Below are 25,531 nucleotides of genomic sequence, written 5' to 3'. Positions count from 1 at the left end.
GTCCGGACAGCGATCGCGGCCTCCATCGTGGCCGCTGAGGAGGGTGCGATCATGGACCGTCCACCGTTTCCAACCGCCATCACCCGCCGTGATGTCCTCAAGGCCACTGGCACCGCCGCCGCCGGCCTCGCCATCGGCGCTGGCCTCCTCACCCCGGAAGCGGCCAGGGCCCAGACGCCGAAGCGGGGCGGGACATTGCGCCTCGCCTTGCAGAGCGACCCCGTCACCGGCCTCGACCCGCACCAGAGCATCTCGTTCCTGACGCAGATCCCCCTCTCCTTCGCCTATAGCCGCCTGGTCAAGGTGAAGGCGGGCCCGTCCGTGAAGCCGATGACCTACCCGATCGAGCCCGACCTGGCCGAGTCGTGGACCCAGCCCGACGACAAGACCTACATCTTCAAGCTGAAGAAGGGCGTCCGCTGGCACCCCAAGCCCCCCGTCAACGGACGCGAGCTGACGGCCGACGACGTCAAGTACACCTACGAGCGATTCCTCACGATCACGGGAAACGGCAATAAGCCCGTGCTGGAGTACGTCGACAGGATCGACGTCATCGACAGGCACACCGTCAAGTTCACGCTGAAGGAGCCGAACGCCTGGTTCCTGGACCTGCTGGCCTCGACGTCGACGTGGATCGTCGCGAAAGAGTGCGTCGAGAAGTTCGGCGATCTCAAGAAGGCCGAGTCGGTCGTAGGCACCGGGCCGTGGATGCTCGATCGCTGGGAGCCGAACGTGAGGCTCGTCTACGTGCGGAACCCGAACTACTTCGTCCCGGGGCTCCCGTACGCCGACGGCGTCGAGGTGGTCATCGACAAGGACCCGTCGTCCCGCCTGGCCACCTTTCTCTCCGGTAAGATCGACTTCGGCCCCGAGTACCAGCAGGTGGTCCGCCGCCTCGATCTGGCGGTGGCCAAGCAGCGGAAGCCCGGGCTGCAGACCGCCGAGTACACGTGGTTCACCAGCGGAGCCACCGGCTTGAAGATCGACAAGCCACCGTTCAACGACGTGCGCGTCCGCCGCGCGCTCTCCCGCGCGGTCAGCCTGGCCGAGATCTTCGAGTCGAACGCGTTTTCCCAGGGCCACTGGACTCCCAACCCCGCGGTCCCGGCCGCCGCCGCGGAGTGGTCGATCCCCATCGACCAGCTCGGTCCAGAGGGGCGGAAGCTCTACGAGCACTCCACTGCGGAGGCCAAGCGCCTCCTGGCCGAGGCCGGCCATCCGAGCGGGTTCAAGACGCAGGTGGAGGCGCCCGGCACGGGCTACGGCCCCGACTTCATGGACGGCGTGCAGATCACCGTCAAGAACTGGAAGGCGGCCGGCATCGACGCCGAGCTGAAGCTCAAGGAGTACGGGGCCTTCATCTCCAGCACGATCTACGGGAAGTTCGATCACCTGTACCTGGGGCTCCGGGGCGCCTGGACCGACCCCGAGGCCTACTTCTACCGCCCCTACATGCCCGGCCAGCCGCTCAATGTCATGAACGTGAACGACCCCAAGCTGACCGACATGATCAACCTGCAGCGCCGGACATTCGACGTGGTCAAGCGCAAGCAGATCGTCTACGACATCCAGCGGTACCTGGCCGAGCAAGCCTTGTTCGGCGTCAACGGATCGGTCAAGGTCGTCTCGGCCTGGGAGCCCTACATCAAGAACTACATGCCGAACAACGGCTTCGACTACGGCGGAAGGCTCATGGCGGCCTGGATCGACAAGTAAGAGGAGCCGGGGCCGCGCCGCCCGCGGGCGTGGCGGCGTGGCCCCCGACCCGCGCGTGCGCAACTACGTCTTCCAGCGGCTGCTCATCGCCATCCCCTCGCTGCTGCTCGCATCGGTGATCGTGTTCGCGCTGCCCCGCCTCATCCCCGGGGACGTGGTCCAGCTCATGCTCGAGGAAAAGGCCTACGGCAAGGACCTGGCGGAGCTTCGGGCCAAGCTCGGGCTCGACCGGCCGATCCCCGTGCAGTATGTCGCGTGGATGGGGAAGATCACCCGCGGTGACTTCGGCGAGTCGCTGTGGACGCGCCGGCCGGTGCTCGGCGAGCTGGCCCGGCGCCTGCCGGTGACGCTCACGCTGGGCGGCATGGCCATCGCCGTGGCCATCCTGATCGGCATCCCGGTCGGGATCGTGTCGGCGGTTCGCCAGGACGGCGTGCTCGACTTCTTCGCGCGGAGCGGCGCCATCCTCGGGCTGTCCATCCCGAGCTTCGTGAAGGCGATCGTGGTCATCCTGCTCCCCGCCATGTGGTGGGGATGGACCCCGCTGATGAGGTTCACCGACCTGTCGAACGATCCGGCGGGGTACCTCCTCCAGTTCCTCCTGCCCGCGATCATCCTCGGCATCGCCTCGGCGGCGGGGATCATGCGGCTGACCCGCGGCATGCTGCTCGAGGTGCTGCGGCAGGACTACGTCCGCACCGCCTGGGCCAAGGGGCTCCGCGAGAGCGTGGTCGTGTTCAAGCACGGTCTCAAGAACGCCATCATCCCGGTGGTGACGGTGCTCGGCCTGCAGGTCGCCCAGATCGCCGGGGGCGCCGTGATCATCGAGCAGATCTTCGGGCTGCCGGGCATGGGGCAGTTCCTGGTGGAGGCCATCATCCAGCGCGACTACCCGGTGATCCAGGGCATCAACCTCCTCGTGGTCCTGATCATCGTCGCGACCAACCTCCTGGTCGACCTGACCTACGCCGTGATGGATCCGCGCATCCGGTACTGAGGCGCTCGATGGCCAACTCGGTCGAGAGCATTCCGGTCCCCGAGACGTTGTCCCGGCCGCTCAGGCTGCCCGGCGCCCTCGCGGGGTTCCTCCGGTTCTGCCGCCGCAAGCCGCTCGGCGCCATCGGCGCCGTCATCGTCGTCGGCCTGCTCGTGATGGCCGCCTTCGCCGATCGCATCGCGCCCTACCCGTACGACGAGTCGGTCCGCGGCGCCCGCATGAAGCCGCCCAGCGTCCAGTACTGGATGGGCACCGACAATATCGGGCGAGACGTCTGGAGCCGCGTGGTCTACGGCGCGCGGATCTCGGTGACCGTCGGGTTCGCCACCGTCGCCCTGGCGACGCTGCTCGCCGCCGTCATCGGGGTGTCGAGCGCGTATCTCGGCGGCGCCTACGACATCGTGGTCCAGCGCGTGGTCGACGCCTGGATGTCCTTCCCCCCGCTGGTGATCGTCCTCTCGCTGCTGGCTGCCCTCGGGCCCGGCCTCCTGAACCTGATCCTCGCGCTATCGATTCTCATCGCCGCGGGCACCTCCCGCGTGATCCGCGGGACCGCGCTGTCAACCATGCAGAACCCCTACGTTGAGGCGGCTCGCGCCCTCGGCGCCGGGCACGCCCGCGTGATCCTGCGCCACGTGCTTCCCAACGTGATGGCCACCATCATCATCCTGGCCACCATCGGGCTGGGCACGGTCATCCTGGCCGAGTCCGCGCTCTCATTCCTCGGCTTCGGCATTCCCCCGCCGTATCCGTCGTGGGGTGGGATGCTCTCGGGCTCGGGCCGCTCGTTCATGTTCCACGCGCCGTGGATGGCGCTGTTCCCGGGAGCGGCGATCTCCCTCGCCGTCTTCGGCTTCAACATGTTCGGCGACGCGTTGCGCGACCTCCTGGATCCCCGCCTGCGCGGGGGTGGGGGACGGCTGGTGGGCTGAACGGGCCGCGGGGGAGGCAAACAACGCCGTAGGGAAAGAGCGCTACGACCAGATCCTTCTGACAAGGCTCCCAGAAGCGATCGGCCCGGGCCGGCCGTGACTGAGAACGGACGCAGCCTTCAGCGCCGCGCGCTTTCTGATAGCCCTCGCGTTTTCTGTCGGCCCCCAAGATTTCTGCTAGCCTAGCGGCGTGAATATCCTCGGCGTCATCCCCGCGCGGCTTCAGTCGACCCGCCTGCCCCGCAAGGTCCTCCGCGAGATCGGCGGCCTGCCCATGGTGGTCTACGTGTTCCAGCGCGCTCAGGCCTGCCGGATGCTCTCGGACCTCCTGGTGGCCACCGACAGCGAGGAGGTCGTCGAGGCCTGCCACACGCATCACGTGCCCGCCGTGCTGACCTCGGCGGATCACCGCTCGGGTACGGACAGGCTCTGGGAGGTCTCGCGCGCGCGGATGGCCGACGTCTACGTCAATATCCAGGGGGACGAGCCGCTCGTGACCACGGGGCACATCGAGACGCTGGTCCGGCCCTTCCTCAAGGAGCCCGAGGTCCAGGTGACCACCCTCAAGATCCGGGCGACCCCCGAAGAGGTCGCGACCCGCACCGCCAACAAGGTGGTGACGAACCGGCACGGTGACGCGCTCTACTTCTCGCGGCTACCCATCCCCTTCGATCGGGACAATGGCGGCGGCATCACCTACTGGAAGCACATCGGCATGTACGCCTATCGACGCTCCGTGCTCGAGATGTACCACTCGCTGCCCGCCTCGTCCCTGGAGCAGGCGGAGCAGCTGGAGCAGCTCCGCCTCCTCGAGCATGGAGTCCCCATTCGCGTGCTCGAGACTCGCGAGCCCACCATCGGTGTGGACACCGAGGAGGACCTCAAGGCCGTTATCGCTCTCGTCGCATCGCGCCCCTCGTGACGAGCCGCTGGGGCATCCTCGCTCTCATCATGGCCGCCCAGACCATGGCCAATGTCGGCCCGCTCGGCATCCCGTCCATTGCCCCGCTCATCCGCGAGGATCTGGGACTGTCCATGGCCCAGGCCGGCTCGTTCATCTCCGCCTACTATATCGGCCCCTCGCTCATGTCTCTTCCCGCCGGCTGGATCGCGGACCGCTGGGGCGTGCGGCCGAGCATGGTCGGAGGTCAAGCTCTCATCGCCATCGGGCTCGTGACCGTGGCGGGCTCGCACTCCTTCACGCCCCTTGTCGTCCTCATGATCGCCGCGGGTGTCGGCTACGGCATCTTGAACCCGACCACGACCAAGGCGGGCATCGCGTGGTTCCCACGGCGCCAGCGCGGCACGGTGACGGGCCTCAAGCAGGTCGGCCTGCCCCTGGGCGGCGCCATCGGCGCCTCGCTCCTGCCCCCGCTGGCTCTGCGTGTCGGCTGGCGCGGCGCCGTGGCGCTCGCGGCCTCCGTGGTGGCCCTCCTCGCCGTGATCACGTGGTTCCTCTACCGCGAAGCGCCCGAGCCGGAGCACGGCAGGGCCTCGCCGAGGCCGGTCGCCCTGCGGGTGGTCCTGGCTAGCCGTGATCTCTGGCTCGTGTCGGCCGCCACCTTCACGTTCGCGGGCATGCAGACGGTGTGGATGGGATTCCTCGTGCTCTACCTCGCGGAGATCGTCAAGATGCCGCTCATCTCCGCCTCGCGCTTCCTCGTCATGGCCCAGGTGACGGGCGCCGTGGGCCGGGTGGCCTTCGGCGTGCTTTCGGATCGCGTCTTCGGCGGACGCCGACGCATCGTCCTTGCCATCGCGGGGCTGGGCTCAGCCGCCTGCTCGCTCGCCATGGCGGGCACGGGACCCGGCACGAGCTGGTGGCTGCTCGCCGCGCTCGCCCTCGGCTTCGGGTTCGTCGGCATCGGCTGGAACGGCGTCCAGCACACGCTCCTCGCCGAGATCGTGGGCATCCGGGCGGCGGGCACCGCGGTCGGGCTCGGACTCGCCGTCTCCTCCTGCGGGGTCACGCTGTGCCCGCCGCTCTTCGGCCTGGCCGTGGAGCGTCTCGGCGGCTTCGCCGTACCCTGGGTCGGCCTCGGCCTTGCCATGGTCGCCACCCTGTGCCTGCTCATTCCCGTCCGCGAAGGACGCATGGAGACCCCGTGACCGACAAGTCCTATGGTTGGGTCGTGCTGGGCGCGGCCTTCGCCATCATCACCATGGCCATCGGCACCCTGTTCACGCTGGCCGTCTTCCAGCAGCCGCTCGAGACCTCGATGGGCTGGACGCGCTCGAGCGTCGGCACGATCGCGCTGCTCAACTGGCTGGTCATGGGCCTCGGCTCGTTCGCCTCCGGATACCTCTCGGACCGCCTGGGTGGACGCGTGGTCGTGCTCTCGGGCGGGGTGCTGCTGACCACGGGACTCTTCCTCTCGAGTCGCGTGAGCGATCTGTGGCAGTTCTATCTGACCTTCGGCGTCCTCGTGGGAGCGGGGGTCAGCTGCTTCTACGTCCCGCTGACCGTAACCGTGATTCGCTGGTTCGAGACGCGACGAGGCATGGCGGCGGCCGTCGTGTCCTCCGGCAATGGGCTGGGCACCCTCGCCCTCTCGCCCCTGTCGCGCTGGCTCATCGACTCCTTCGACTGGCGGACGGCCTTCGTCGTGCTCGCCGAGGTCTCGGCCCTCGTGGTCATTCCCGCCGCCTTGCTTCTGAGAGACCGCGCCGACGGCATCGCCCAGGCGCCCCACATGGTCGCCGGCGCCGCCGAGGCGCGGAGCGTCTTCACGCGCTGGCCCTTCTGGGCCATCGTGTTCACTCACTTCGGATGCTGTGCCGCGCACTCGGGACCGATCTTCCACATGGTCTCCCACGCCATCGACCAAGGAGTGCCCGCCCTGGCCGCGGCCAGCGCGCTCGGCCTCTCGGGTTTCACGTCCATTTTCGGCCGGGTGGGGACGGGGATCGTCGCCGACCGCGTCGGGGTCAAGCGCACGATGCTGGCGGCCCTGGCGCTTCAGGCGGGCGTGATCTTCCTGTATCTCTTCGCGCGCAGTCAGGAGTCCGTCTACGGTCTCGCGGGTATCTTCGGCTTCGCTTACGGCAGCGCGATGCCGCTCTACGCCGTCCTCACGCGCGAGTACTTTGGCGAGCGCGGCGTGGGCACTGCCTACGGCTTCATCTTCTTCATCTCCTGCATCGGGATGGGCCTGGGCTCCTATGCGGGCGGAGCCATCCACGACACGCTGGGCTCGTACGCATGGCTCTTCATTGCTTCGAGCGTGATCGGGGGGATGGCCTTCGTGCTTGCCATGAGTCTTCGACATCCCACCGCGGGATCGAGGCGGCTTGACGCGGCGGGCCATCCTGCATGAGGGCGGCGAGGCCCGATCGCCGTTGACACTGCGCGCTTTTCCTGCTAGAAATGCGACACGATTTGTGCCGGATTTCTCACCACTTCGAGATCACTTGATGCCCCCAAGACCATTCAAGGTTTCACCAGTTCAGGAGAACTGCCTCGAAACGGGTTGCGCCGGCGGATCCGGCGCTCGAACGCTGACCAGTGAGGAACGCCGCCAGGCGTGACGAGGAGGGTCGATGACGACTCCAGGGCTCGATGGGCAGACGGCAATTCCCGGCGTGACGCGTCGACGGTTCATCGCGGGGTCCGCCGCGGCGGGCCTCGCAGCCGCGGGGCTCGAGGGCATTCTGGCCGCGCGGCGCGCGCCGGCCTTCGCCCAGGGCACGAAGGTGCACATCCTGCGCTGGGTGGACTTCATTCCCGAGGCGGACGTGGAGCTCAAGCGCCAGGCGCCGGAGGCCTCGAAAGCGCTCGGGGCCGAGGTCACGTTCGAGTTCATCAATGCCAATGATCTGCAGGCCCGCATCACCGCCGCCATCCAGTCCGGCAGCGGCGCCGACATCATCCAGATGCTCTGGAACTGGCCGCATCTCTATGCCAACGGCCTGGTGGACGTCTCGGACGTGGCCGAGCCCATCGGCAAGGCGCAGGGCGGCTACTACGATGTGTTCTCCAGCACCGCGAAGGTCGGCAATCGCTGGCTGGCCGTTCCGCACGGCACAGGTGGCAACGCCATCGCCTACCGCCGGTCCTGGCACGCCGAGATCGGCGTCAAGGAGTTCCCGAAGACCTGGGACGAGTGGCGCGAGGTGGGCAAGAAGCTCAAGGCCAAGGGCAAGCCGGTGGGCCAGGCCCTCGGCCACAGCTTCGGCGATCCGCCGACCTTCGCCTATCCCCTCCTCTGGGATTTCGGGGGCGCCGAGGTGGACAAGACCGGCAAGAAGGTCGTCATCAACAGCAAGGGCGCCATCGAGTCGGTGAAGTTCATGCAGGCCTTCTGGAAGGACGCCTGCGACGAAGGCGGGCTGGCCTGGGACGACACGAACAACAACCGCGCCTTCCACTCCGGCGACATCTCCGCCACCCTCAACGGCGCCTCCATCTACATCGTGGCCAAGCGGCAGAAGGACAAGCTCAAGGACGAGAAGGGCGAGCCCCTGTACCAGGACATCGAGCACGAGGCGCTGCTTCCCAAGGGGCCGGGCGGGCAATTCGCGCTGTACGGCGCCTTCCAGCACTCGATCATGAAATACTCGAAGAACCAGAAGGCGGCCAAGGAACTCCTCAAGTGGATGCACCAGAAGGAGAACTACGGGAAGTGGTTCCAGGTGAACGAGGGCTATACCGTCGGCGCCACCAAGGCCTGGGAGGATGATCCGATGTGGAGCCGGGTCGACAAGCCCCTGCAGGTCTTCCGCCAGGCGGCGCGCCAGACCCGGATGCTGGGTTATCCCGGCCCCGCCTCGGCCAAGGCCACGGAGTCCTACACGAAGTACATCATCGTCGATATGTACGCGAAGGCCTGTCAGGGCACGAAGGCCGAGGATGCCGTGAAGTGGGCGGAAGGCGAGCTGAAGAAAATCTATGAAGTTTAAACTCGGAGGGGGGCTTTGCCCCCCTTCCGAAGCCTCCCCCCAAGAGCGGATTGCGCCGGCAGAGTCGGCGCTCGAACGGGGGCAGGTCAAGAGCGCCGCGAGGCGTGGCAAGGAGCGATGATGCAAAATCCAGAACTCGATGGGCACGGCGTAACGTCCGGCGTGACGCGTCGACGGTTCATCGCGGGGTCGGCTGCGGTGGGGATGGCGGCCACCGGTATCGAGGGAATACTCGCGGCGCGCCGCGCGCCGGCCTTCGCGCAGGGGACGCGGCTCAATATCTTGCGCTGGGTCGACTTCATCCCCGCCTGCGACATAGAGCTCAAGCGCCAGGCGCCCGAGGCCTCGAAGGCGCTCGGCGCCGAGGTCGTCTTCGAGTTCATCAACGGCAACGACCTGCAGCCACGCATCACCGCCGCCATGCAGTCGGGGGCGGGACCGGACATCATCCAGATGCTGCACAACTGGCCGCACCTCTACCAGAACGGCCTCGTGGACGTGACCGATCTGGGCGAGTGGCAGGGCAAGGACCAGGGCGGCTACTACGCCCAGTCCGAGGCGGCCGCCAAGGACGGCAAGCGCTGGCTCGCCCTGCCCCACGGCATCGTGGGGCTCCAGTTCGCCTACCGGAAGTCGTGGTTCGACGAGGTGGGCCAGACGTCGTGGCCGAAGACCCTCGACGAGCTGCGCCAGGTCGGGATGAAGCTCAAGAAGAAGGGCCACCCCATCGGCCAGACGCTCGGCCACACCTTCGGTGACGCTCCGGCCTGGGCCTATCCCCTCACCTGGGGTTTCGGCGGCGCGGAAGTGGACAAACCCGGCAAGAAGGTCGTGCTGAACAGCAAGGAGACCGTCGAGGCGGTCAAGTTCATGCAGGCCTTCTGGAAGGACGCCTGCGACGAGGGCGGCTTCGCCTGGGACGACACGAGCAACAACCGGGCCTTCCTCTCCGGCGAGATCGCGGCCACCCTCAACGGGGCCAGCATCTACATCGCGGCCAAGCGGGGCCAGGACAAGATCAAGGACGAAAAGGGCGAGCCCATGGTCAAGGACATCCAGCATGGGCCCATCCCGAACGGGCCGGCGGGGACGTGGGCGTACCACGTGGCCTTCTCTCATGCCGTGATGAAGTACGGCAAGAACCCGAAGCTCGCCAAGGACTTCCTCAAGTGGCTCCACGGCAAGGAGCAGTTCGGCAAATGGTTCCTCGTCGCCGACGGCTTCTCGGTCGGCTCGACGAAGTACTGGGAGCAGAGTCCGATGTGGAACACCATTGACGCGCCGATGAGAATCTACCGCCAGGCCGCCGCCGCCTCGCGGATGATCGGCTACGCGGGGCCGCCGTCGGCCCGGGCCACCGAGGTCTACTCGAAGTACATCCTGACCGACATGTACGCCAAGGCCTGCCAGGGCACCAAGGCCGAGGACGCGGTCAAGTGGGCGGCGGACGAGCTAGGGAAGATCTACGGGTAGTCGGTTGAAGGAACCGATCGCCGGAGGATCTGGGGGCACCGCGGGGATCGCCACGGCGCTGCCCCGGGCGGGGGCGTCCAGCCCCGGGCGCATGACCCGCTGGCTCGAGAGCGAGCGCCTGCTCGCCACGCTCCTGCTCGCCCCGGCGGTTCTCCTGCTCGGGCTGTTCATCGCCTATCCATTCGTCATGGGGGTATGGCTGTCGCTGTCGAACACCAGCGTGGGCAATGTCGGCGAGTTCGTCTGGTTTCGCAACTTCGTCAAGGCGTGGAATGACTCGATCTTCCGGACGGCCTTCGGGAACACGTTCTTCTACACGTTCTGGGCCACCATCTTCAAGCTGGCTCTCGGGATGTGGCTCGCCCTCCTGCTCAACCGCAGCTTCCGCGGCAAGCGCATCGTGCGGGCGACCATGCTCCTGCCCTTCATCGTGCCGACCGTGCTCAGCACCTTCGCGTGGCGCTGGATGTTCGATCCAACCTTCAGCGTGCTCAACTGGCTTCTCTACCAGACCGGCTTCATTACGACCAAGCTGCCCTTCCTCTCTGATGGCACATACGGCATGTGGTGCGCGATCGTCGTCAATACCTGGCGCGGCATGCCCTTCTTCGCCCTCACGCTGCTGGCCGGGCTGCAGACCATCAGCCCGGACCTTCAGGAGGCGGCCTCGCTCGACGGCGCCAACGGCTGGTACCGCTTCTGGCACGTGACCTGGCCCCTTCTCAAGCCCGTCACCGTGGTCGTGGTGGTGTTCTCGATCATCCAGACCTTTTCCGACTTCCAGCTTATCTACGTGCTGACGGGCGGCGGCCCGGCCAACGCCACGCACCTCCTCGCGACCTACGCCTACCAGATCGGCATCGCCACGGGCCTCCTGGGCGAGGGCGCCGCGATCTCGCTCTTCATGCTCCCGGTCCTCTTCATCGTGGTCTGGCTCCAGCTCCGGTACGTCCGCAGGCTCGAGGGGGCTTAGCACTTGGTCATCGAGAAGAAGTGGAAGCGGTGGGTGTACTTCTATATCCCCCTCACGGTCTTCGTGATCGGGACGCTCTTCCCCTTCTATTGGATGCTGATCACGGCCATCCGCCCCGACTCCGAGCTCTACCGGTCCTGGCGGGCGGCCAACAACGCGCCCTTCTGGACGCTCCACCCGACGCTCGAGCACTTCCAGGACCTCTTCGCCAAGACTACCTTCCCGCACTGGCTCTGGAACACGTTCTTCATAGCCTGCGCGTCCACGGCCATCTCGCTCTTCTGCGGGCTCCTGGCCGGCTACGCGCTCGGCCGGCTCAAGTTCCCGATGGCCGGCACCCTCGGCACGGCGATCTTCGTGACCTATCTCGTGCCGCCGACGCTCCTGTTCATCCCCCTCGCCAACATCATCCGTGCCTTCCAGCTGGGCGACACGCCGTGGGCGCTCATCCTGACCTATCCGACCTTCCTGATCCCGTTCTGCACCTGGCTCCTGATGGCCTACTTCAAGACCATCCCGAAGGAGCTGGAGGAGTGCGCGCGCATCGACGGCGCGACGCGCTTCGGGGCCATGATCAGGATCATCTTCCCGATCGCCGTCCCCGGCATCCTTTCGGCGGGCATCTTCGCCTTCACGCTGTCCTGGAACGAGTTCATCTACGCGCTCGTATTCCTCTCGTCGCCGGAAAAGAAGACGGTCCCCGTGGGTGTGGTGTCGGAGATGATCCGCGGGGACATCTATTTCTGGGGGCAGCTCATGGCCGGCGCGCTGCTGGGCTCGATCCCGGTGGCCGTGGTGTACTCGTTCTTCGTGGAGTACTACGTCACGGGCCTGACCGGCTCCGTCAAGGGGTAGCCAGGGGACTGATACCCACAATCGCCTAACTATGCTAGTATCCTGCGCGCGGGCTTCCGGGCCCCGCCCGCGGTAGCCACCAATCCCGGCTCAACGAGTGAGGTCGCCCATGGCACAGGTCGTGCTGAAGGACTTGAACAAGAAGTACGACGAGGTCCACGCGGTCAAGGACGTCAACCTGACGATCCGCGACAAGGAGTTCATGGTCCTGGTCGGACCCTCGGGCTGCGGCAAGACCACCACCCTGCGCATGGTGGCCGGCCTCGAGGAGATCACGGCGGGCGAGATCGCCATCGGCGACCGGATCGTGAACGATCTCCCCCCCAAGGACCGCGACATCGCGATGGTGTTCCAGAACTACGCGCTCTACCCGCACATGAGCGTGTACGACAACATGGCCTTCGGCCTCAAGATGCGGAAATTCCCCAAGGCCGAGATCCAGAAGCGCGTGCAGGACGCCGCGGAGATCCTCGGCATCCAGGAGCTGCTCAAGCGCAAGCCGCGCCAGCTCTCGGGCGGCCAGCGGCAGCGCGTGGCCGTGGGCCGGGCCATCGTGAGGCATCCTCAGGTGTTCCTCTTCGACGAGCCGCTGTCCAACCTCGACGCCAAGCTGCGCGTGCAGATGCGCGTCGAGCTCAAGCGCCTGCACGAGCGCCTGGAGACCACGGCCATCTACGTCACCCACGACCAGGTCGAGGCCATGACCCTGGGATCCCGCGTGGTCGTCATGAAGGACGGCTGGGTGCAGCAGGTGGGCGAGCCCCTGGAGATCTATTCCAAGCCCCAGAACAAGTTCGTGGCGGGCTTCATCGGCTCGCCGTCGATGAATTTCATTCCGGTCACCCTGACGGACGGCAGCGGCGCGCTCTTCGCCGAGGCCAGCGGCATCAAGATCAAGGTGCCGCCCCAGAAGGCGCAGAGCCTGATGCCCTACAAGGGTCAGGGGGTGACGCTGGGGGTCCGCCCCGAGGATCTCCGCGTGGGCGCGGGCTCGGACTCGCCCGACCTGTCCTTCGAGGCCGTGGTCGAGGTCGTGGAGCCGCTGGGCGCCGAGATCCTCCTCGACACCAAGGCGGCCGGGCAGCAGATCGTGGCCCGCGTCGAGCCCACGGTCAAGACGCGGTTGCACGAGAAGGTCCGGCTGACCTTCGTTCCCGATCGCATTCACTTCTTCGACGACAAGACGGAGCAGGTGATCAAGTAAGCACCTGGCCCACCGTGATACGTCTCGCCGAGCGCGCCCTCCGGGGCGCGCTCGTGCTTACCCTCCTGGTGCTCTAGAGGTCGGAGCCGAGGTATGGTCCGGGCGACCATGAGGCGAACGCAGCGTCAGCGCGATATCCGAACTGCCTATCTGCTCATGTCGCCCGCTGTGCTCCTGCTCCTCACGGTGCTGGCCTATCCGCTCGGCTGGGAGATCTGGACGAGCTTCACCAGCTTGTCACCGCTCCAAGAGGGCGGCACCGCCTTCGTCGGGTCGGAGAACTACCGGCGGCAGTTTGGCGACGCCCAGTTCTGGCGCGCGACGGCTGTCACCGTCGTCTACACGGTGGTCACGAGCGCCGCGAAACTGGCTCTCGGACTCGGCTTCGCCCTGCTCCTCGCCCGGCCGTTCCGGGGCCGCGCCCTCGTCTTCCTGGCCATCTTCCTCCCCTGGGCGTATCCCTCGGGCGTCAGCGTGATCGGCTGGTACTGGACCCTGAACCCCCCGACCTCGACCGCCTACGCCCCTTTCATGGGACATGCGAAATACCTCGTCGACGGCGTCTTCGGCGGCGGGGCCTGGGCCTTCGTCAGCGTCACGCTGTTCAATATCTGGCGCGGCAGCTCGTTCATCGGGGTACTCCTCCTCGCCGGGATCAACGCCATCCCGCCCGAGCTCTTCGAGTACGCGCTCCTGGAATCGAAGAGCCCGTGGCAGCGCTTCCGGCTGGTGACCGTGCCGCTGCTCAAGCCGTTCCTGGCCCTGGCGGTCTTCCTTTCCTTGACCAGCGCCTTCGCCGACCTCGCCAATGTCTGGATGCTCACCGCGGGCCGTATCGTCTTCCCCGTCATCGGCACCCACGCCTACTGGCTCGCCATCAAGGCGGGCCAGTTCGGACCCGCCTCGGCGCTTTCGTTGACGCTGGTCCCGTTCCTGCTCGGGGTTCTCTTCGTGCTTTTCCGGCTTTTCGATCCCCCTTCGCCGGAGGCGGCATGAACCCGAGGCCCTGGTGGACGAAGCTCGGCCATGGGACCCTGATGCTCCTGGCCGCGGTCTACTGCCTCTTCCCGATCTACTTCATGCTGGTGCAGTCGCTGAAGACCCCCCAGGAGGACGTCTTCGGCAACCCGTTCATCGTCATGAATCCGACCTTCGAGAACTTCGAGGAGCTATTCGAGCGCAAGAGCGAGACTCGGGGCTTCGTGGGGGACGCGCTCCGCCGCTCCTACCCCTTCCTGGACTGGCTCGCCAACACTTTCTTCGTGTTTGCCGGCTCGGTGGTGGCGACCCTTGTCATAAGTGTCGCCGCGGCGTATGCCCTCGGCCGGCTGCGTCCCCCGGGCTTCCGGTGGTGGCGGCGCGCGATCTTCGCCACCTACGTCATCCCCCAGACCATCCTCTTCATCCCGCTCTTCCAGGTCGTGAACGCGTTCGGGCTGGACGACAACCTCCTCGCCCTCCTCTTCATCTATCCCAGCATGGCCCTGCCCTTCTGCGTGTGGATGCTCTCGGCCTACTTCCAGCACCTGCCCCGGGAGATCGAGGAGGCGGCCCTCATCGAGGGCGCGAGCCGGACCACCGCCTTCTTCCGCATCGTCCTGCCCATGAGCCGCCCCGTCCTCGTGGCCGCGGGCATCTTCGCCCTCGGAACCGTGGCCAGCGACTTCATGATCGCCTCCGTCTTTCTCTTGAGTGGGCAAAGCCAGACGATCACGGCCGGGATCGGCACCTTCGACGTGGCTCTCGACGAGCTGGCCGCGGTGGCGGGGGTCAATCTGATGGCCATCCCCGTGGTCGCGATCTCCGCCCTCTTCGCGCGGGACTATGTCCGCGGCCTCACGGCCGCCATGGTCGAAGGCGCCTAGCCGGCCGCCGATAAGGGCCCATCTGCTTCGTTGGCGAGTGCGGCGGCACCCGCTCAACGTACAGAGAGTACGCCTCGGGGTGCCGCCGCACTCGCCGCCTCGCATCTGGACCCTTCTCGACGACCGGCCGAGTCCTCGTGATTGGCGGCAGAAAACGGCGCCGGGCGTCGAGAAGGCCTCAGATGCGAGGCGGCGCCCGAAGGTCGCACGCGAGGCGTACTCTCTGTACGTTGAGCGTGCGATCGAGGGCGCCAACGAAGCAGATGAGGCCTTATCGGCGGCCGGCGGGGGAGATGCGGATGATGCGATGGAGCGCGGTCTCGGCGACGTAGAGCGCGCCCTCGCGGTCGAACACGATGCCGCCCGGGTCGCCCAGCTCGCTGGCCACGGTGCTCACCTGCCCGGTCGGCGAGATCCGGAAGATCTGGCGGATGTGGAATCCCCCCGACACGAACACGCTGCCGTCGGGCCCGACGGCCAGGTTGATCCGGTGGTAGTGAAGGGCGGGCAATCGGGCAACGAGACGCAGATCGCCGTCGGATCCGAAGCGGAACACTTCCCCGACCACGCTCAGGAAGACGAGGTCGTCACCGCTCGCCGCGGCCACGCCGATCAGTCGCCAGAGGGGCTCCTTGCGCAAGTCCACCACCTCGGTCTTTGGCAGCACGGGAACGAGGAGATCGGCTCGTCTGGGCAGGGGCCGGTCCTCGCGCGGATCGATGCGGAATACCAGGGGGCCTCGATACCCTTCGTCGATGAGCCAGCTGAGCGACGGTGGGAGCGGCGTCTCCGACCGCAGATTCGTTTCCGGGCTCGCGTAGTCGAGGAAGACGAGCCGCCCCTGCCGGTCGAGCGCGAGCGCGCTGCCGCCCAGGAGGTGGTTCAGTCCCACTGCCACCGCCTGGAGGCGCTGGTCCGCGCCAAGTCGATAGATGCGATTGCCGTTCTCCTCGCCGAGGAAGAGGTCCCCCCCCTGAGGATCGAGCGCGAGGCTGCCGAACACGGTCTTTCGCAACTCATCCTTGAACGGCACCACGACGCGGGGCACCCGCGCGGCATCCACCGGCAGATGGCCTCCGAGGTGAACGCGATAGATTTCCGCGGCGGCATCGCCTCGCCAGCCGTGGCTCAGGACCACGAGTCTGCCCTGGGGGTCAAAGGCGAGCTGGATCGGGCGGGCAATTCCCGTGGCCACGACGTCCACGCGGAACCCCACCGAGACGTCCGCCGCGTGCGCTGACCGGTGACTCGAGGCGAGAAGCCAGAGCAACCCCACGACAATGAGCGATGCCCACGAAGCGTCGCCGCCGGCGCGGAAGCCGAACCTTGACATTCGCGAAGAGCCTCTGCTAGCCTCCGCGTAGCCCGGCGGGGTTCCGGGCGCCGGACGCGCGGGAGAGCAGGCCGGCGGACACCGCGGAGCGGCCTGAACCGCCAATCTGCAACTCACATGTCCACCTGGGGAGCGCACCGATGATCAACAAGGTTTCCATCGTTGCCGCAGCCAGCTTGCTCATCGTCGGCCTGACGGGCCTGCCCGCGGAGGCCCAAGCCCAAAAGCCGCCGGAGCCGAAAGGGCTCACGGTCAAGGGGCTGGTCTCGTCGCTCGGCGGCTTCACGGCCACCGTGAACACACCGATCTTCGTCTCGGGAGCGACGGTGGAGCTGGAACCCGGCGGACAAACCGGGAAGCAGCAGTTCCGGGTGCCGACCTACATCTACGTGATCGAAGGCGTGCTCACCACGGACTACGAGGCAGGCCCGGTGGGCATGAAGGGCGCGCAGTACCACGCCGCGGGTCAGTCCTTCATGGACAACGGCGGGTGGTGGCACAACCACGCCAATTCCTCGAACAAGCCGGTCAAGTATCTGATGATCCATCTTGGCTACCCCGGCCGTCCCGATCCCGTCCAGAAGCCGGACAAGGACGACTAGACAGGCTCGGCCGCTCGAGGCGGGGCCGGCATCGGCCCCGCCTACTTCCCGATCCCGCCGGTGATCCCCTGGATGAAACGGTCCAGGAAGAAGTTGTAGAGAATCGCCACGGGCAGCCCTACCATCAGGGCCGCCGCCATCAACGAACCCCAGAAGTACACGTCGCCCCGGATCAGCTCGGTGGGCACGCCTACGGTGACCGGCTTCTGGTCACCCGGCGCGACGAAGGCCAGCCCGTAGAGGAAGTCCTGCATCGAGAGCGTGAAGGCGAAGATCACCGACGTGAGGATCCCCGGGACGCTCACGGGCAGGACGACACGGACGAGGGCGCCGAGGTACCCGCAGCCATCGACCCGTGCCGCCTCCTCTATCTCCGTGGGCAGGGTCTTGAAGAAGCCCATGAGGAGCCACGTGCAGAACGGGATGGTGATGGTCGGATACACCAAGACCAGCGACCACCAGTTGTCCTGCAGCCCCAGCATCGACACCACCCTCGAGAGCGGGAGGAAAAGGATGATGGCCGGAACCAGGTAGGTCATGAACACGGAAATCCCGAGGTTTTCGGACCCGGGAATCCGGAGCCGGGCCAGGGCGTAGCCGGCCGGTACCCCGACGAGCAGCGTTATCACCGCCACCCACGCCGCGATGGTCATGGTGTTGATGATCCAGGCAGCGTAGTTCGTGTCGGTGAACAGATACGAGAAGTGCTTCCAGGTGGGCGCCATGTGGAACCAGAGCGGGAAGACGTCCATCCGGTAGAGGTCGGGATTCTGCTTGAAGGCCGTGATGACCATCCAGTAGATCGGAAACACGGCGATGATGACGTAGGGGGTGATCGCCCCGTAGATCCAGAGGTGGCGCCGGATCTCCTTCTGCCGTCGGGTGCGCGGAGCCGCCATGGGCTAGTCCTCTCTCCGCTTGAGGTTCCTGAGGAGCAGGATCATGAGCGGCAGCAGAAGGGGGAAGAGGAAGAGCGAGATGGCCGCTCCCCGGCCGAGGGCCCCTGCCTGGATCCCGACCTGGTACGCGAGCACGGGCAGGATCTTGGTGGCGTTGGCCGGCCCGCCCTGGGTGAGCAGGTACACGATGCTGAGGTCCGACAGCGTGAACACGGTGTCGAAGAGGAACCCAATGAGGAGGATGGGGGCGATCATCGGCACCACCACGTAGCGGAACCGCTGGAAGAAGCTCGTGCCGTCCACCCTGGCCGCGTCCAGGATCTCCGTGGGCACCGACGTGAACCCCGCCAGCAGCACGATGGCGGAGAAGGGAAAGCTGCGCCAGACGTTGACGATGATGCAGGCGGCCAGGGCCAGATGCGCCTGGCCCAGCCACACCGGCCAATCCGGGGAGCCGTAGCTCCCCACGAGCCCGATCCGGCTCAGGAACCAGTTGATGACGCTGAACTGGGAGTCGTACATCCATTTCCAGGAGAGCACGCTGATGGTGACGGGAAGGGTGAAGGGGATCACCACCAGGCCGCGCACGACCTTCCTTCCCCAGAAGGGCTGGAGCAACAGAAACGCCAGGGTCGTCCCCAGCAAGCCCTTGAAGATCGCCGCCACCACGGTGAAGACGATGCTGTTGCGGAGGGCGATGTAGAAGACGTCGCTCTCCAGAGCGGCCCGGAAGTTGGCCAGCCCCACGAAGGACGCCACGGGCTCGCCGACGTTGGCGTCGCTCAGCGCGAGGTACAGCGAGAAGAGGAAAGGCGCCCCGACGAGAAGGAGAACGTAGAGGACCGCGGGAGCCAGCAGAAGATACCCGACACCGAGCCGCCGGGAAGTCTGGCTTCGGAACCACCCCGAGGTACGAGCCCGGGAGGCGACAGAAATGGCAGCGGCCCGGGCGCTTGCCGCGTCCGGGCCGCCGCTCGACGAGCTTGCCGTCATGCGCCCTTGTGCTTGGCGTAGATCCGACGGTACTCGCCCACCCCCCACTTAATCGCCTCTTCCATGCTCTGGCCGCGACAGAACCTGGTGATCATGTCGGGGAAGATGAAGGTGTTGACGATCTCCTGGATGGGAGTGGTGGACGGTCCCGGATAGCCGTAGAAGGCGACGATCTTCGGGAAGTCCTGGAGGATCTGGAGCTTGGGGTCAGTCCCGATGACGGGCATCGGCTTCTTGTAGCGGTCGGTGAGGTACGGCATGTTGTAGCCGCGGCTCTCGGTCATACCCACCAGATCGTTGTCGATGAGGTACGCCAACCATTCCTTGGCCGCCCCCTGGTTCTTCGAGAACTTCCACACCATCCAGACGTTGGGCGCAGCCACGCTGACCCGCTTGTTGGGCAGCCCCTGGGGCTCGAGCCCGAGGAAGGTGTTCTTGAACACCGGAGGATTGGTGTCCTCGGTGGTGCGGTACGCCGAGATCGCATCGTGGACCCAGCAGGCCACGCCCGAAGCCAGATATCGATTGTCGGAGGCGTCATCCCAGGAGAACACCTCCGGGGTCATACCCTCCTCGAAGAGGGCCTTGGCGAAGCGGAGAAACTCCCGCAGCTCCTTTGAGTCGAGGGTGGGGCTTGCGCCCGAGGGCTCCGCCTCCGTCCCGCCGTGGCTGAAGAACATCGAGCGCCAGAAGAGGTTCGCGTCAGCGCATTGAGACAGCGCGATGCCCGTAGGATGCCCCTTGGGTTTCAGGGTTCGCGCCGCCACGCGGGCCAGCTCCCAGGTGTCGGGATACTTCAGGTTGTTGGCGTCGAAGAGATCCTTGCGGTAGAGCATGGGCGCCAGGATGTAGAAGATGGGAAGGCCATACCAGCGCCCCTCCACCTCGACGAGGGACTTCGCCGCGGGGATCCAGCCCCCGTACTTCTTCCCGGCCGCGTCGGCAACGTCGGTGAGGTCCGCCAGGTTCTTGTAGTAGAGCCGCGTCAAGATGGACGAGCCGTTGTAGATGATGTCGTGGCCGGCCCCGGCCGCGAACTCCGCCGCCATCCGTGCCGGGATGTCGAGGTGGGGGATGTGGTCCACCCGCACCTTGACACCGTTCTTGTCGCCCCACTCCTTGGCGAACCTGTCGTACCAGGCGTCGTAGGCCGGGATGAAGTGGCTCCACTGCAGGATGCGCAGCGTGGTTCCCTTGATCTGCGCCGGGGCCTGACGCGCCTGCAGCATGGTCAGGAGCGAGCTTCCCGCCACGCCTCCCCCGGCCACTTTCAGGAAGCGGCGGCGGTTGACCGACGCGTGGTCCGTTTGGACAGGCTGTGTATCACTCATCGCTTTGACCTCCTCGAAGGAAAGGGGGCTGCGGCCAAACTACCCCAGCTCGTAACGCAACGCGTAGAGCTCAAACTGCCCCGGGGCGAACCCTGGGCAAGGTCAGTCCTATTAGCGCCTATTAGCGCCTACGGGATACCGATGTCAAGTGTGGATCTGGGTCGAAGGCCCCTCCCAGGTACCTAGTACGTGTACTGGAGGCCTGCCAAGACACTGAGGGGGGGCGCCGGCGTCAGGAAGCGATCGACAGGATTGCCTGGGAGGTGGCCGTTGGGAGCAAAGGTGCCGAACGGCTCATAGCGGTTGTCGAGGACGTTGTTGATCCTGACGAAGGCCTCGAAGCCTCGCCAGCGAGCGGCGAGGCCGCCATCGAGGACCCAGTACCCCGGCAGGGGCGGCTGACGATTGGCCTCGTCGCCCCGAAGGAACTGCGACGAGACATAGCGCGCATCCACTGAGAGGGTAAGCCATGGCCATGGACGGTAGGCCAAACCCGCGTTGACGCGATGACGGGGCACGAGAGTGAGCGAACTGCCCACGCGCACCGATTGCACCCCCGGAGGAAGCGGCGTGGCCAGCTCGGTCGACTCCAGGAACGTGGCCTCGGTGTACGAGTAGTTCACGTATCCGTCGAGCGTGCGACCCAGCCGGCCCCGGAGCCCAACTTCCACGCCTTGGCGGCGGGTCCGGCCCACGTTCTGGAAGAAGACCCCCGTGGTACCCGTGGGCGAGACGGAAAAGATGTCATCGCTGACATCGATCCGATACGCGGTCAGGTCGAGGTCGAGCCAGAGGAACGGCCGAGAGCGCATGCCGATCTCGTAGTTGCGCGCGGTCACCGGCTTGAGCTGTGGATCCGGGGCCACGCCCACCTGGAGCCCCGGGCAGACGGCGCCCGGCCCCGCGCACGTCAGCTCCAGAAATGCCGGCGCGCGAAATCCTTCTGAATAGCTGGCGAAGAACCCGAGTCGCTCGCTGAGATTCAGGTTGGCCCCCGCGCGCGGGTTCAAGCGGCTGAAGTCGTGGACGCCCGCGCTCTCGCCGCCGAGGCGGTCGCCGATGTCGTGGCGCAGGCGGTCCCAGCGGGCCGCCGCGGTCAGGACGAGGCTCGAGCCGGGGCCGGCGAAGCCGCGGAAGAGCACCAGGGTGTCCTGGGCATAGAAACCCAGCGTGTGCTGATCATCGGTGAGGTCCGCCTCGAGCGACTCCCCCGCCCCTCCGGTCGCCTGGAACGTCCGGCTGGCGACCCTGGTGCGCACGTATTCGCCGCCCCCGATCAGTACGTTGTCGCCTCCCGCCACCTCGCCGCGGTAGCTTCCCTGGAGTCGGCCGCCCGTTGACAGCGTGCTGTTGAGCAGCCGCGTGTTGGCGCCGATCAGGTTCGCGTTGAATTGCTCCGTGGAGAGGGCGCGAACGAAGGCGTTGCCCTCCAGGGTCAGAGCGTCGCCGAGTCCATACCGGGCATTGATGATGGCGAGATGCAGCTCCGGGGCGAAGAAGTCGGGGGAGATGTTCGCTTGCCGGTTGAACCGCAGCTCGCTCTGCGGAAGCGATCCAGCCTGCCTGATGCGATTGTTGCTGTACTGGTAGGAGACCGTCGCGTCGAGCCCGGCCGCGCGCACGCCAACCTTGGCGAAGGCGCGGGCGAGCCGGCTCTGGGTATCGTCCCGATATCCCTCCTCGCGGACTCCGGTCAGGGACACGTAGTAGTCGAGGGGACGAGCCTCCCCGCTCATCAGGAGTCGGGTGTTGATCCGCCCGAAGCTCCCGCCGGACAGCTCCGTGCCGATCTCGCGGCGCGCCTCTCCGCGGCGCGTGGTCAGGCTGATAGCCCCGCCCAGCGTGTTGCGACCGAAGAGGACGGAGGGGCCGCGGATGACCTCGATGCGGTCCACGTCCTCCAAGGGGATCAGATCGAAGTTCACCTCCTCGACCGTGGGCTCGTTGAGCCGCACGCCGTCGAGGAAGACGCTCACCCCCTGGGGAAGGCCCGTCACGGGCGACACGACGAAGCCCCGCAAGGTCAGCGTAGGCTGGAAAGGAGTCCCCTGCTCGTTCTGGAGAGTCACTCCCGGCAGCCGCTCGAGCACGTCCGGGAGGACCGAAGGTCGCGACGGCCCGATCTCAGGCCGCTCCAGGATGTCCACCGCCCCCGGCACCCAATTTCGAGGCAGCGCGTCCGGCAAGGGCGCCGGCGCCGTCACCCGGACGGGCGGGAGCTGGATCACGCTCTCGTCGCGCGGAGGCGGTTCGAGGCGCTCGGCGGCAAGGGCCCGGCCGAGGACCGCGAGGATGACGAGCAAGGCGCCCGACCACCGAAGGACCTGCGGCCGGGGCCGGGAAGAGCTCATGCTCGGTGAGACTAGCTGATCAGGTCAGGCCGCGCCACGTGCGAAGGCAGGCACCCGAGGCAGCGGATGCCCCGGCACTCTACAAAATAAAGTACTTGACAGATCCTAGCCAGGCCGGCTATCCGTAGAGCCATGCCGGCCGACCGACCGATGCCTGCTCCATCGACCGCGGCCCTCCACGACCGGGCCCTCGCCGATCTCCGTTTCATCCGCGAGACCATGGAGCAGGCTTCCGTCACCACCTTTTCCGGCGGGGCCCTGATCGGGGTCGGGCTCCTGGCCGTCCTTGTCGGCACGCTCGCCTCGCTGGCTCGCACGCGCGAGCGCTGGCTCCTCCTCTGGCTCGCCCTCGCCGCCGTGTCGGTGCCCCTCGCCGCGCTCGCTACCGCGCGCAAGAGCCGCGCGGCGGGTCTCCCGCTCGCCTCAGGTCCCGCGCGAAAGTTCGCCCTCTGCCTGGCCCCCGCCATGCTCGCGGGCGGGCTCCTGACCGTCGTCCTGGCCCGCGCCGGCCAGTGGAGCCTCCTCCCCGGTCTCTGGCTCCTCGTCTATGGCGCGGGCGTGGTGGCCGGCGGGGCCTTCTCGGTGCGCGTGGTGCCCGTCATGGGCGTCGGGTTCATGGCCCTCGGCGCCTGCGCCCTGCTCGGTCCCGCCGCCTGGGGCGATCTCCTGCTCATCGTGGGCTTCGGCGGCTTGCACGTGGTCTTCGGCGTCCTGATCGCGAGGCAGTACGGTGGCTGAGGCGGGCACGGCGCGCCGACCGCGCCAGGGCGCCCGAGCGCACGAGGCCGCGCCGGCGGAGCGGCGTCCGGGCGCTCGCCGGACCGATCTCGCCCCCGAGAGCGTGATCCATCATCGCCTGCGCCTGGGCATCGTGAGCGCGCTCGCGGCCTCCGAATCGCTCACCTTCAACGAGCTCAAAGCCCTGCTCAAGACCACGGACGGCAACCTCTCCGTCCACTGCCGCAAGCTCGAGGATGCCCATCACGTCGTCTGCACCAAGACCTTCGAAGGCCGGCGGCCGCGGACGGAGTACCGGCTGGCCCCCTTGGGCCGCCGCGAGCTCGCCCGATACCTCAACCACATGGAAGCGCTGATCCGGGCCACGCGACACACGCTCGGCCGCTGACCCTCTCCCTTTTTTTTGAGGTGATACTTCATGATTCAAAGTTCTTTTAGACAGGCACCGTCGAGCGGACTTCACGTGGCCATCGTCATGGACGGCAATGGCCGCTGGGCCAGCGCCCGAGGCCTGCCGCGTCTGGCCGGCCATCGGCGCGGAGTCCGCGCCGCCCGCCGCGTGGTCGAGGCCGCGCCCGGGCTCGGGATCGGCACCCTGACCCTCTTCGCCTTCTCCTCCGACAACTGGAAGCGGCCGCGGGCGGAGGTCGATGGGCTCATGGCCCTCCTCGGATCATTCCTCCGAAGCGAGGCCGCCGCGCTGGCCGCGCATGGGGTCCGCCTATCGCTCATCGGGCGGCGCGACCGGCTTCCCGCCACCCTCTCGGCCGCGGTCACTCGCGCCGAGGCCCAGACGGCGGAGGCGCGCGGCCTCCATCTGCGTCTGGCCGTGGACTACTCGGCGCGCGACATGATCCTGCGCGCGGCGTGGCCGGGACGGCCAGGCCGACCGCATCCCCGCGAGGCCTTCGCCCGGCGCCTCGGCCAGGCCTATGGCGGGGCGGGCGCGCCCGACGTCGACCTGCTCATCCGCACGGGAGGCGAGCAGCGCCTGAGCGATTTCCTGCTCTGGGAAAGCGCCTATGCCGAGCTGTGCTTCGTCCCGCGCATGTGGCCGGACTTCGGCCCGGTCGATCTGGCCGCGGCCCTTCGAGACTTTCACGCGCGCGACCGTCGGTTCGGCTCGCTGCCCCTGGCCACCTCTTCGACTTCAACGAGGAGAAGCTGATCATGACGGCGCTCGTGACGCTCTGGCTCTCCTCCCTTACCGTGGCCGGCTTCGGAACATGGGTACTGTTCGACGCCTCCATCGGTCTCAACTGGGCGCTGTGGATGCCTTTGGCCGCGGGAAGCCTGGGCCTCTGCGCCTGGCTCGGGGCGCGTCGCGTGTCGGCGCCGCTGGCCGGAACTCTCGGTCTCGTCTGCGTGCTCGGGGTGGGAGCGGCGCTCACCGCCGATCCGGTCTTCCACGCGCTGATCGCCCTGTGCGCCATGATCCTGCTCGCGCTCGCCATGCTGGTCGGGCGCGATCCGGCCACGGGATGGCTCGACCTGCCCTTCATCGCCGGCGCGCCCGTGATCGCGGGCGCCCTCGCCGCCTTCGAGGCCGCGCGGCGAAGCATCGAGCTGCTGGGCGGGCTGGCGGGTCCGCGGCATCGCCCCGCCGTGCGAGGCGCGGCCATGGCATTGCCCGTCGTCACGGTGCTGGCCCTTCTCCTGGCCGGCGCCGATCCCCTCCTGGCCCGAGCCCGCGATACCGTGATCGAGCTCATCGAGCGCGTCGACTTTGTCCCCCGCCTCATCTTCTTCGGAGCCCTGCTCGCCGGCGCTCTCGGAGCGGGCGGGGTGAGTCTCCGCGAGAATGCCGTCCCGCGGACGCCCCGCCCGACGGGATCTTCGTCACTCCGAGTGGGCGGCCTGGAGCGGCTCATCATTCTGGCCTCCGTGGCCGGACTCTTCGGTCTCTTCCTTCTCCTGCAGCTCTCCTATCTCTACGGCGATCCCGCGGCGATGGTGGGCAGCGGGACGAGCTATGCGGAGCATGCCCGGCGCGGCTTCGGCGAGCTCTCCACCGCGGCCAGCATCTGCATCATCTTGATCCTCGCGCTCGATCGATGGGGCGCCCCGAGCGCTAACCGGACCTGGGGGGGAGCGGCGCCGCTCCTCCCCCAGACCCCCCCACCGCATTCCTTGGAGCGTGCCGCGCGCGGCATCTCTCTCCTGCTCGTCGCGGAAACCAGTCTCCTTCTCATCTCTGCCTTCCGCCGCGTCTGGCTCTACGAGGCGGCCTATGGCTTCACGACGGCCCGGCTGTATGCCCAGGCCTACATGGTCGTGCTCGGCCTCGTCCTCGTCCTGCTTGCCGTCGAGCTCCGGGGCCGGGTCGCGACCCAGCGCCTCCTGCGTCGCGCCGCCGGACTTGGTGTCACC

General features: G+C 67.2%; 23 protein-coding genes. 18 read left to right on the top strand and 5 right to left on the bottom strand.

Features of this window, described 5'->3' with window-relative positions:
* Positions 1 to 51 precede the first annotated feature (51 nt).
* The 13 genes from VGT00_02135 to VGT00_02075 all read left to right on the top strand — a co-directional run bounded on the left by VGT00_02135 (position 52) and on the right by VGT00_02075 (position 14,914).
* The gene (locus VGT00_02135; protein ID HEV8530198.1) at positions 52 to 1,716 is read left to right on the top strand and encodes an ABC transporter substrate-binding protein; all 1,665 of its coding nucleotides are present in this window, start codon (positions 52 to 54) and stop codon (positions 1,714 to 1,716) included.
* A 37-nt stretch (positions 1,717 to 1,753) separates the two neighbouring features.
* A complete protein-coding gene (locus VGT00_02130) occupies positions 1,754 to 2,713 on the top strand; it encodes an ABC transporter permease (protein ID HEV8530197.1) in 960 nt (319 codons plus the stop codon).
* An 8-nt stretch (positions 2,714 to 2,721) separates the two neighbouring features.
* Positions 2,722 to 3,645, top strand: a complete 924-nt coding sequence (locus VGT00_02125; GenBank protein HEV8530196.1) for an ABC transporter permease — start codon at positions 2,722 to 2,724, stop codon at positions 3,643 to 3,645.
* A gap of 190 nt (positions 3,646 to 3,835) precedes the next feature.
* Complete coding sequence (kdsB, locus tag VGT00_02120) at positions 3,836 to 4,567, top strand: 3-deoxy-manno-octulosonate cytidylyltransferase (GenBank protein HEV8530195.1); 732 nt, start codon at positions 3,836 to 3,838, stop codon at positions 4,565 to 4,567.
* Positions 4,564 to 5,754: an MFS transporter gene (locus VGT00_02115; GenBank protein ID HEV8530194.1), complete on the top strand. Its 1,191-nt coding sequence runs from the start codon at positions 4,564 to 4,566 to the stop codon at positions 5,752 to 5,754. The genes kdsB and VGT00_02115 overlap by 4 nt, the downstream gene beginning before the upstream one ends.
* Positions 5,751 to 6,962, top strand: a complete 1,212-nt coding sequence (locus VGT00_02110; GenBank protein ID HEV8530193.1) for an MFS transporter — start codon at positions 5,751 to 5,753, stop codon at positions 6,960 to 6,962. The genes VGT00_02115 and VGT00_02110 overlap by 4 nt, the downstream gene beginning before the upstream one ends.
* Before the next feature lie 223 nt (positions 6,963 to 7,185).
* Positions 7,186 to 8,544, top strand: coding sequence for an extracellular solute-binding protein (locus tag VGT00_02105; protein HEV8530192.1), 1,359 nt, complete (start codon positions 7,186 to 7,188; stop codon positions 8,542 to 8,544).
* 120 nt (positions 8,545 to 8,664) lie between these two features.
* On the top strand, positions 8,665 to 10,017 hold the full coding sequence (locus VGT00_02100; GenBank protein HEV8530191.1) for an extracellular solute-binding protein: 1,353 nt from the start codon (positions 8,665 to 8,667) through the stop codon (positions 10,015 to 10,017).
* Positions 10,018 to 10,108: 91 nt separating this feature from the next.
* A complete protein-coding gene (locus VGT00_02095) occupies positions 10,109 to 10,990 on the top strand; it encodes a sugar ABC transporter permease (protein ID HEV8530190.1) in 882 nt (293 codons plus the stop codon).
* 3 nt (positions 10,991 to 10,993) lie between these two features.
* Positions 10,994 to 11,845: a carbohydrate ABC transporter permease gene (locus VGT00_02090; GenBank protein ID HEV8530189.1), complete on the top strand. Its 852-nt coding sequence runs from the start codon at positions 10,994 to 10,996 to the stop codon at positions 11,843 to 11,845.
* A 109-nt stretch (positions 11,846 to 11,954) separates the two neighbouring features.
* Positions 11,955 to 13,049 carry a sn-glycerol-3-phosphate ABC transporter ATP-binding protein UgpC gene (ugpC, locus tag VGT00_02085; GenBank protein ID HEV8530188.1) on the top strand — a complete coding sequence of 365 codons (1,095 nt, stop codon included), beginning with the start codon at positions 11,955 to 11,957 and terminating at the stop codon, positions 13,047 to 13,049.
* A 108-nt stretch (positions 13,050 to 13,157) separates the two neighbouring features.
* Positions 13,158 to 14,045, top strand: coding sequence for a sugar ABC transporter permease (locus VGT00_02080; protein ID HEV8530187.1), 888 nt, complete (start codon positions 13,158 to 13,160; stop codon positions 14,043 to 14,045).
* Complete coding sequence (locus VGT00_02075) at positions 14,042 to 14,914, top strand: carbohydrate ABC transporter permease (protein ID HEV8530186.1); 873 nt, start codon at positions 14,042 to 14,044, stop codon at positions 14,912 to 14,914. The genes VGT00_02080 and VGT00_02075 overlap by 4 nt, the downstream gene beginning before the upstream one ends.
* 271 nt (positions 14,915 to 15,185) lie before the next feature.
* Here the strand turns inward: VGT00_02075 and VGT00_02070 are convergent, their stop codons facing one another.
* Entirely contained in the window at positions 15,186 to 16,247 is a 1,062-nt protein-coding gene (locus tag VGT00_02070) for a hypothetical protein (protein ID HEV8530185.1), read from the bottom strand.
* 140 nt (positions 16,248 to 16,387) lie between these two features.
* On the opposite strand from VGT00_02070, the gene VGT00_02065 reads away from it, so the two are divergent.
* A complete protein-coding gene (locus tag VGT00_02065) occupies positions 16,388 to 16,849 on the top strand; it encodes a hypothetical protein (protein ID HEV8530184.1) in 462 nt (153 codons plus the stop codon).
* Positions 16,850 to 16,890: 41 nt separating this feature from the next.
* Here VGT00_02065 and VGT00_02060 read toward each other — a convergent pair whose 3' ends face one another.
* From VGT00_02060 to VGT00_02045, 4 genes are all read right to left on the bottom strand, one after another.
* Positions 16,891 to 17,748: a carbohydrate ABC transporter permease gene (locus VGT00_02060; protein HEV8530183.1), complete on the bottom strand. Its 858-nt coding sequence runs from the start codon at positions 17,746 to 17,748 to the stop codon at positions 16,891 to 16,893.
* Positions 17,749 to 17,751: 3 nt separating this feature from the next.
* Positions 17,752 to 18,741, bottom strand: coding sequence for a sugar ABC transporter permease (locus tag VGT00_02055; protein HEV8530182.1), 990 nt, complete (start codon positions 18,739 to 18,741; stop codon positions 17,752 to 17,754).
* Positions 18,738 to 20,072: an extracellular solute-binding protein gene (locus VGT00_02050; protein HEV8530181.1), complete on the bottom strand. Its 1,335-nt coding sequence runs from the start codon at positions 20,070 to 20,072 to the stop codon at positions 18,738 to 18,740. The genes VGT00_02055 and VGT00_02050 overlap by 4 nt, the downstream gene beginning before the upstream one ends.
* Positions 20,073 to 20,254: 182 nt before the next feature.
* Positions 20,255 to 22,423 carry a TonB-dependent receptor gene (locus VGT00_02045; protein HEV8530180.1) on the bottom strand — a complete coding sequence of 723 codons (2,169 nt, stop codon included), beginning with the start codon at positions 22,421 to 22,423 and terminating at the stop codon, positions 20,255 to 20,257.
* A 150-nt stretch (positions 22,424 to 22,573) separates the two neighbouring features.
* Here VGT00_02045 and VGT00_02040 point away from each other — a divergent pair, with 150 nt between their 5' ends.
* The 4 genes from VGT00_02040 to VGT00_02025 all read left to right on the top strand — a co-directional run.
* Positions 22,574 to 23,161 (top strand): hypothetical protein, encoded by a 588-nt coding sequence (locus VGT00_02040; protein ID HEV8530179.1) that lies wholly within the window; start codon positions 22,574 to 22,576, stop codon positions 23,159 to 23,161.
* On the top strand, positions 23,154 to 23,549 hold the full coding sequence (locus VGT00_02035; protein HEV8530178.1) for a transcriptional regulator: 396 nt from the start codon (positions 23,154 to 23,156) through the stop codon (positions 23,547 to 23,549). Before VGT00_02040 ends, VGT00_02035 begins: the two co-directional genes overlap by 8 nt.
* A 30-nt stretch (positions 23,550 to 23,579) precedes the next feature.
* Complete coding sequence (locus VGT00_02030) at positions 23,580 to 24,329, top strand: di-trans,poly-cis-decaprenylcistransferase (protein ID HEV8530177.1); 750 nt, start codon at positions 23,580 to 23,582, stop codon at positions 24,327 to 24,329.
* Between the two features lie 2 nt (positions 24,330 to 24,331).
* The coding region (locus VGT00_02025) for a DUF4153 domain-containing protein (protein ID HEV8530176.1) at positions 24,332 to 25,531 on the top strand (1,200 nt) is incomplete at its 3' end.

It is taken from the genome of Candidatus Methylomirabilota bacterium, from assembly GCA_036002485.1.
GTDB lineage: Bacteria > Methylomirabilota > Methylomirabilia > Rokubacteriales > CSP1-6 > AR37.
Note: the sequence above shows the minus strand (reverse complement) of the source record. Positions and strands in the feature narration are given on the sequence as shown.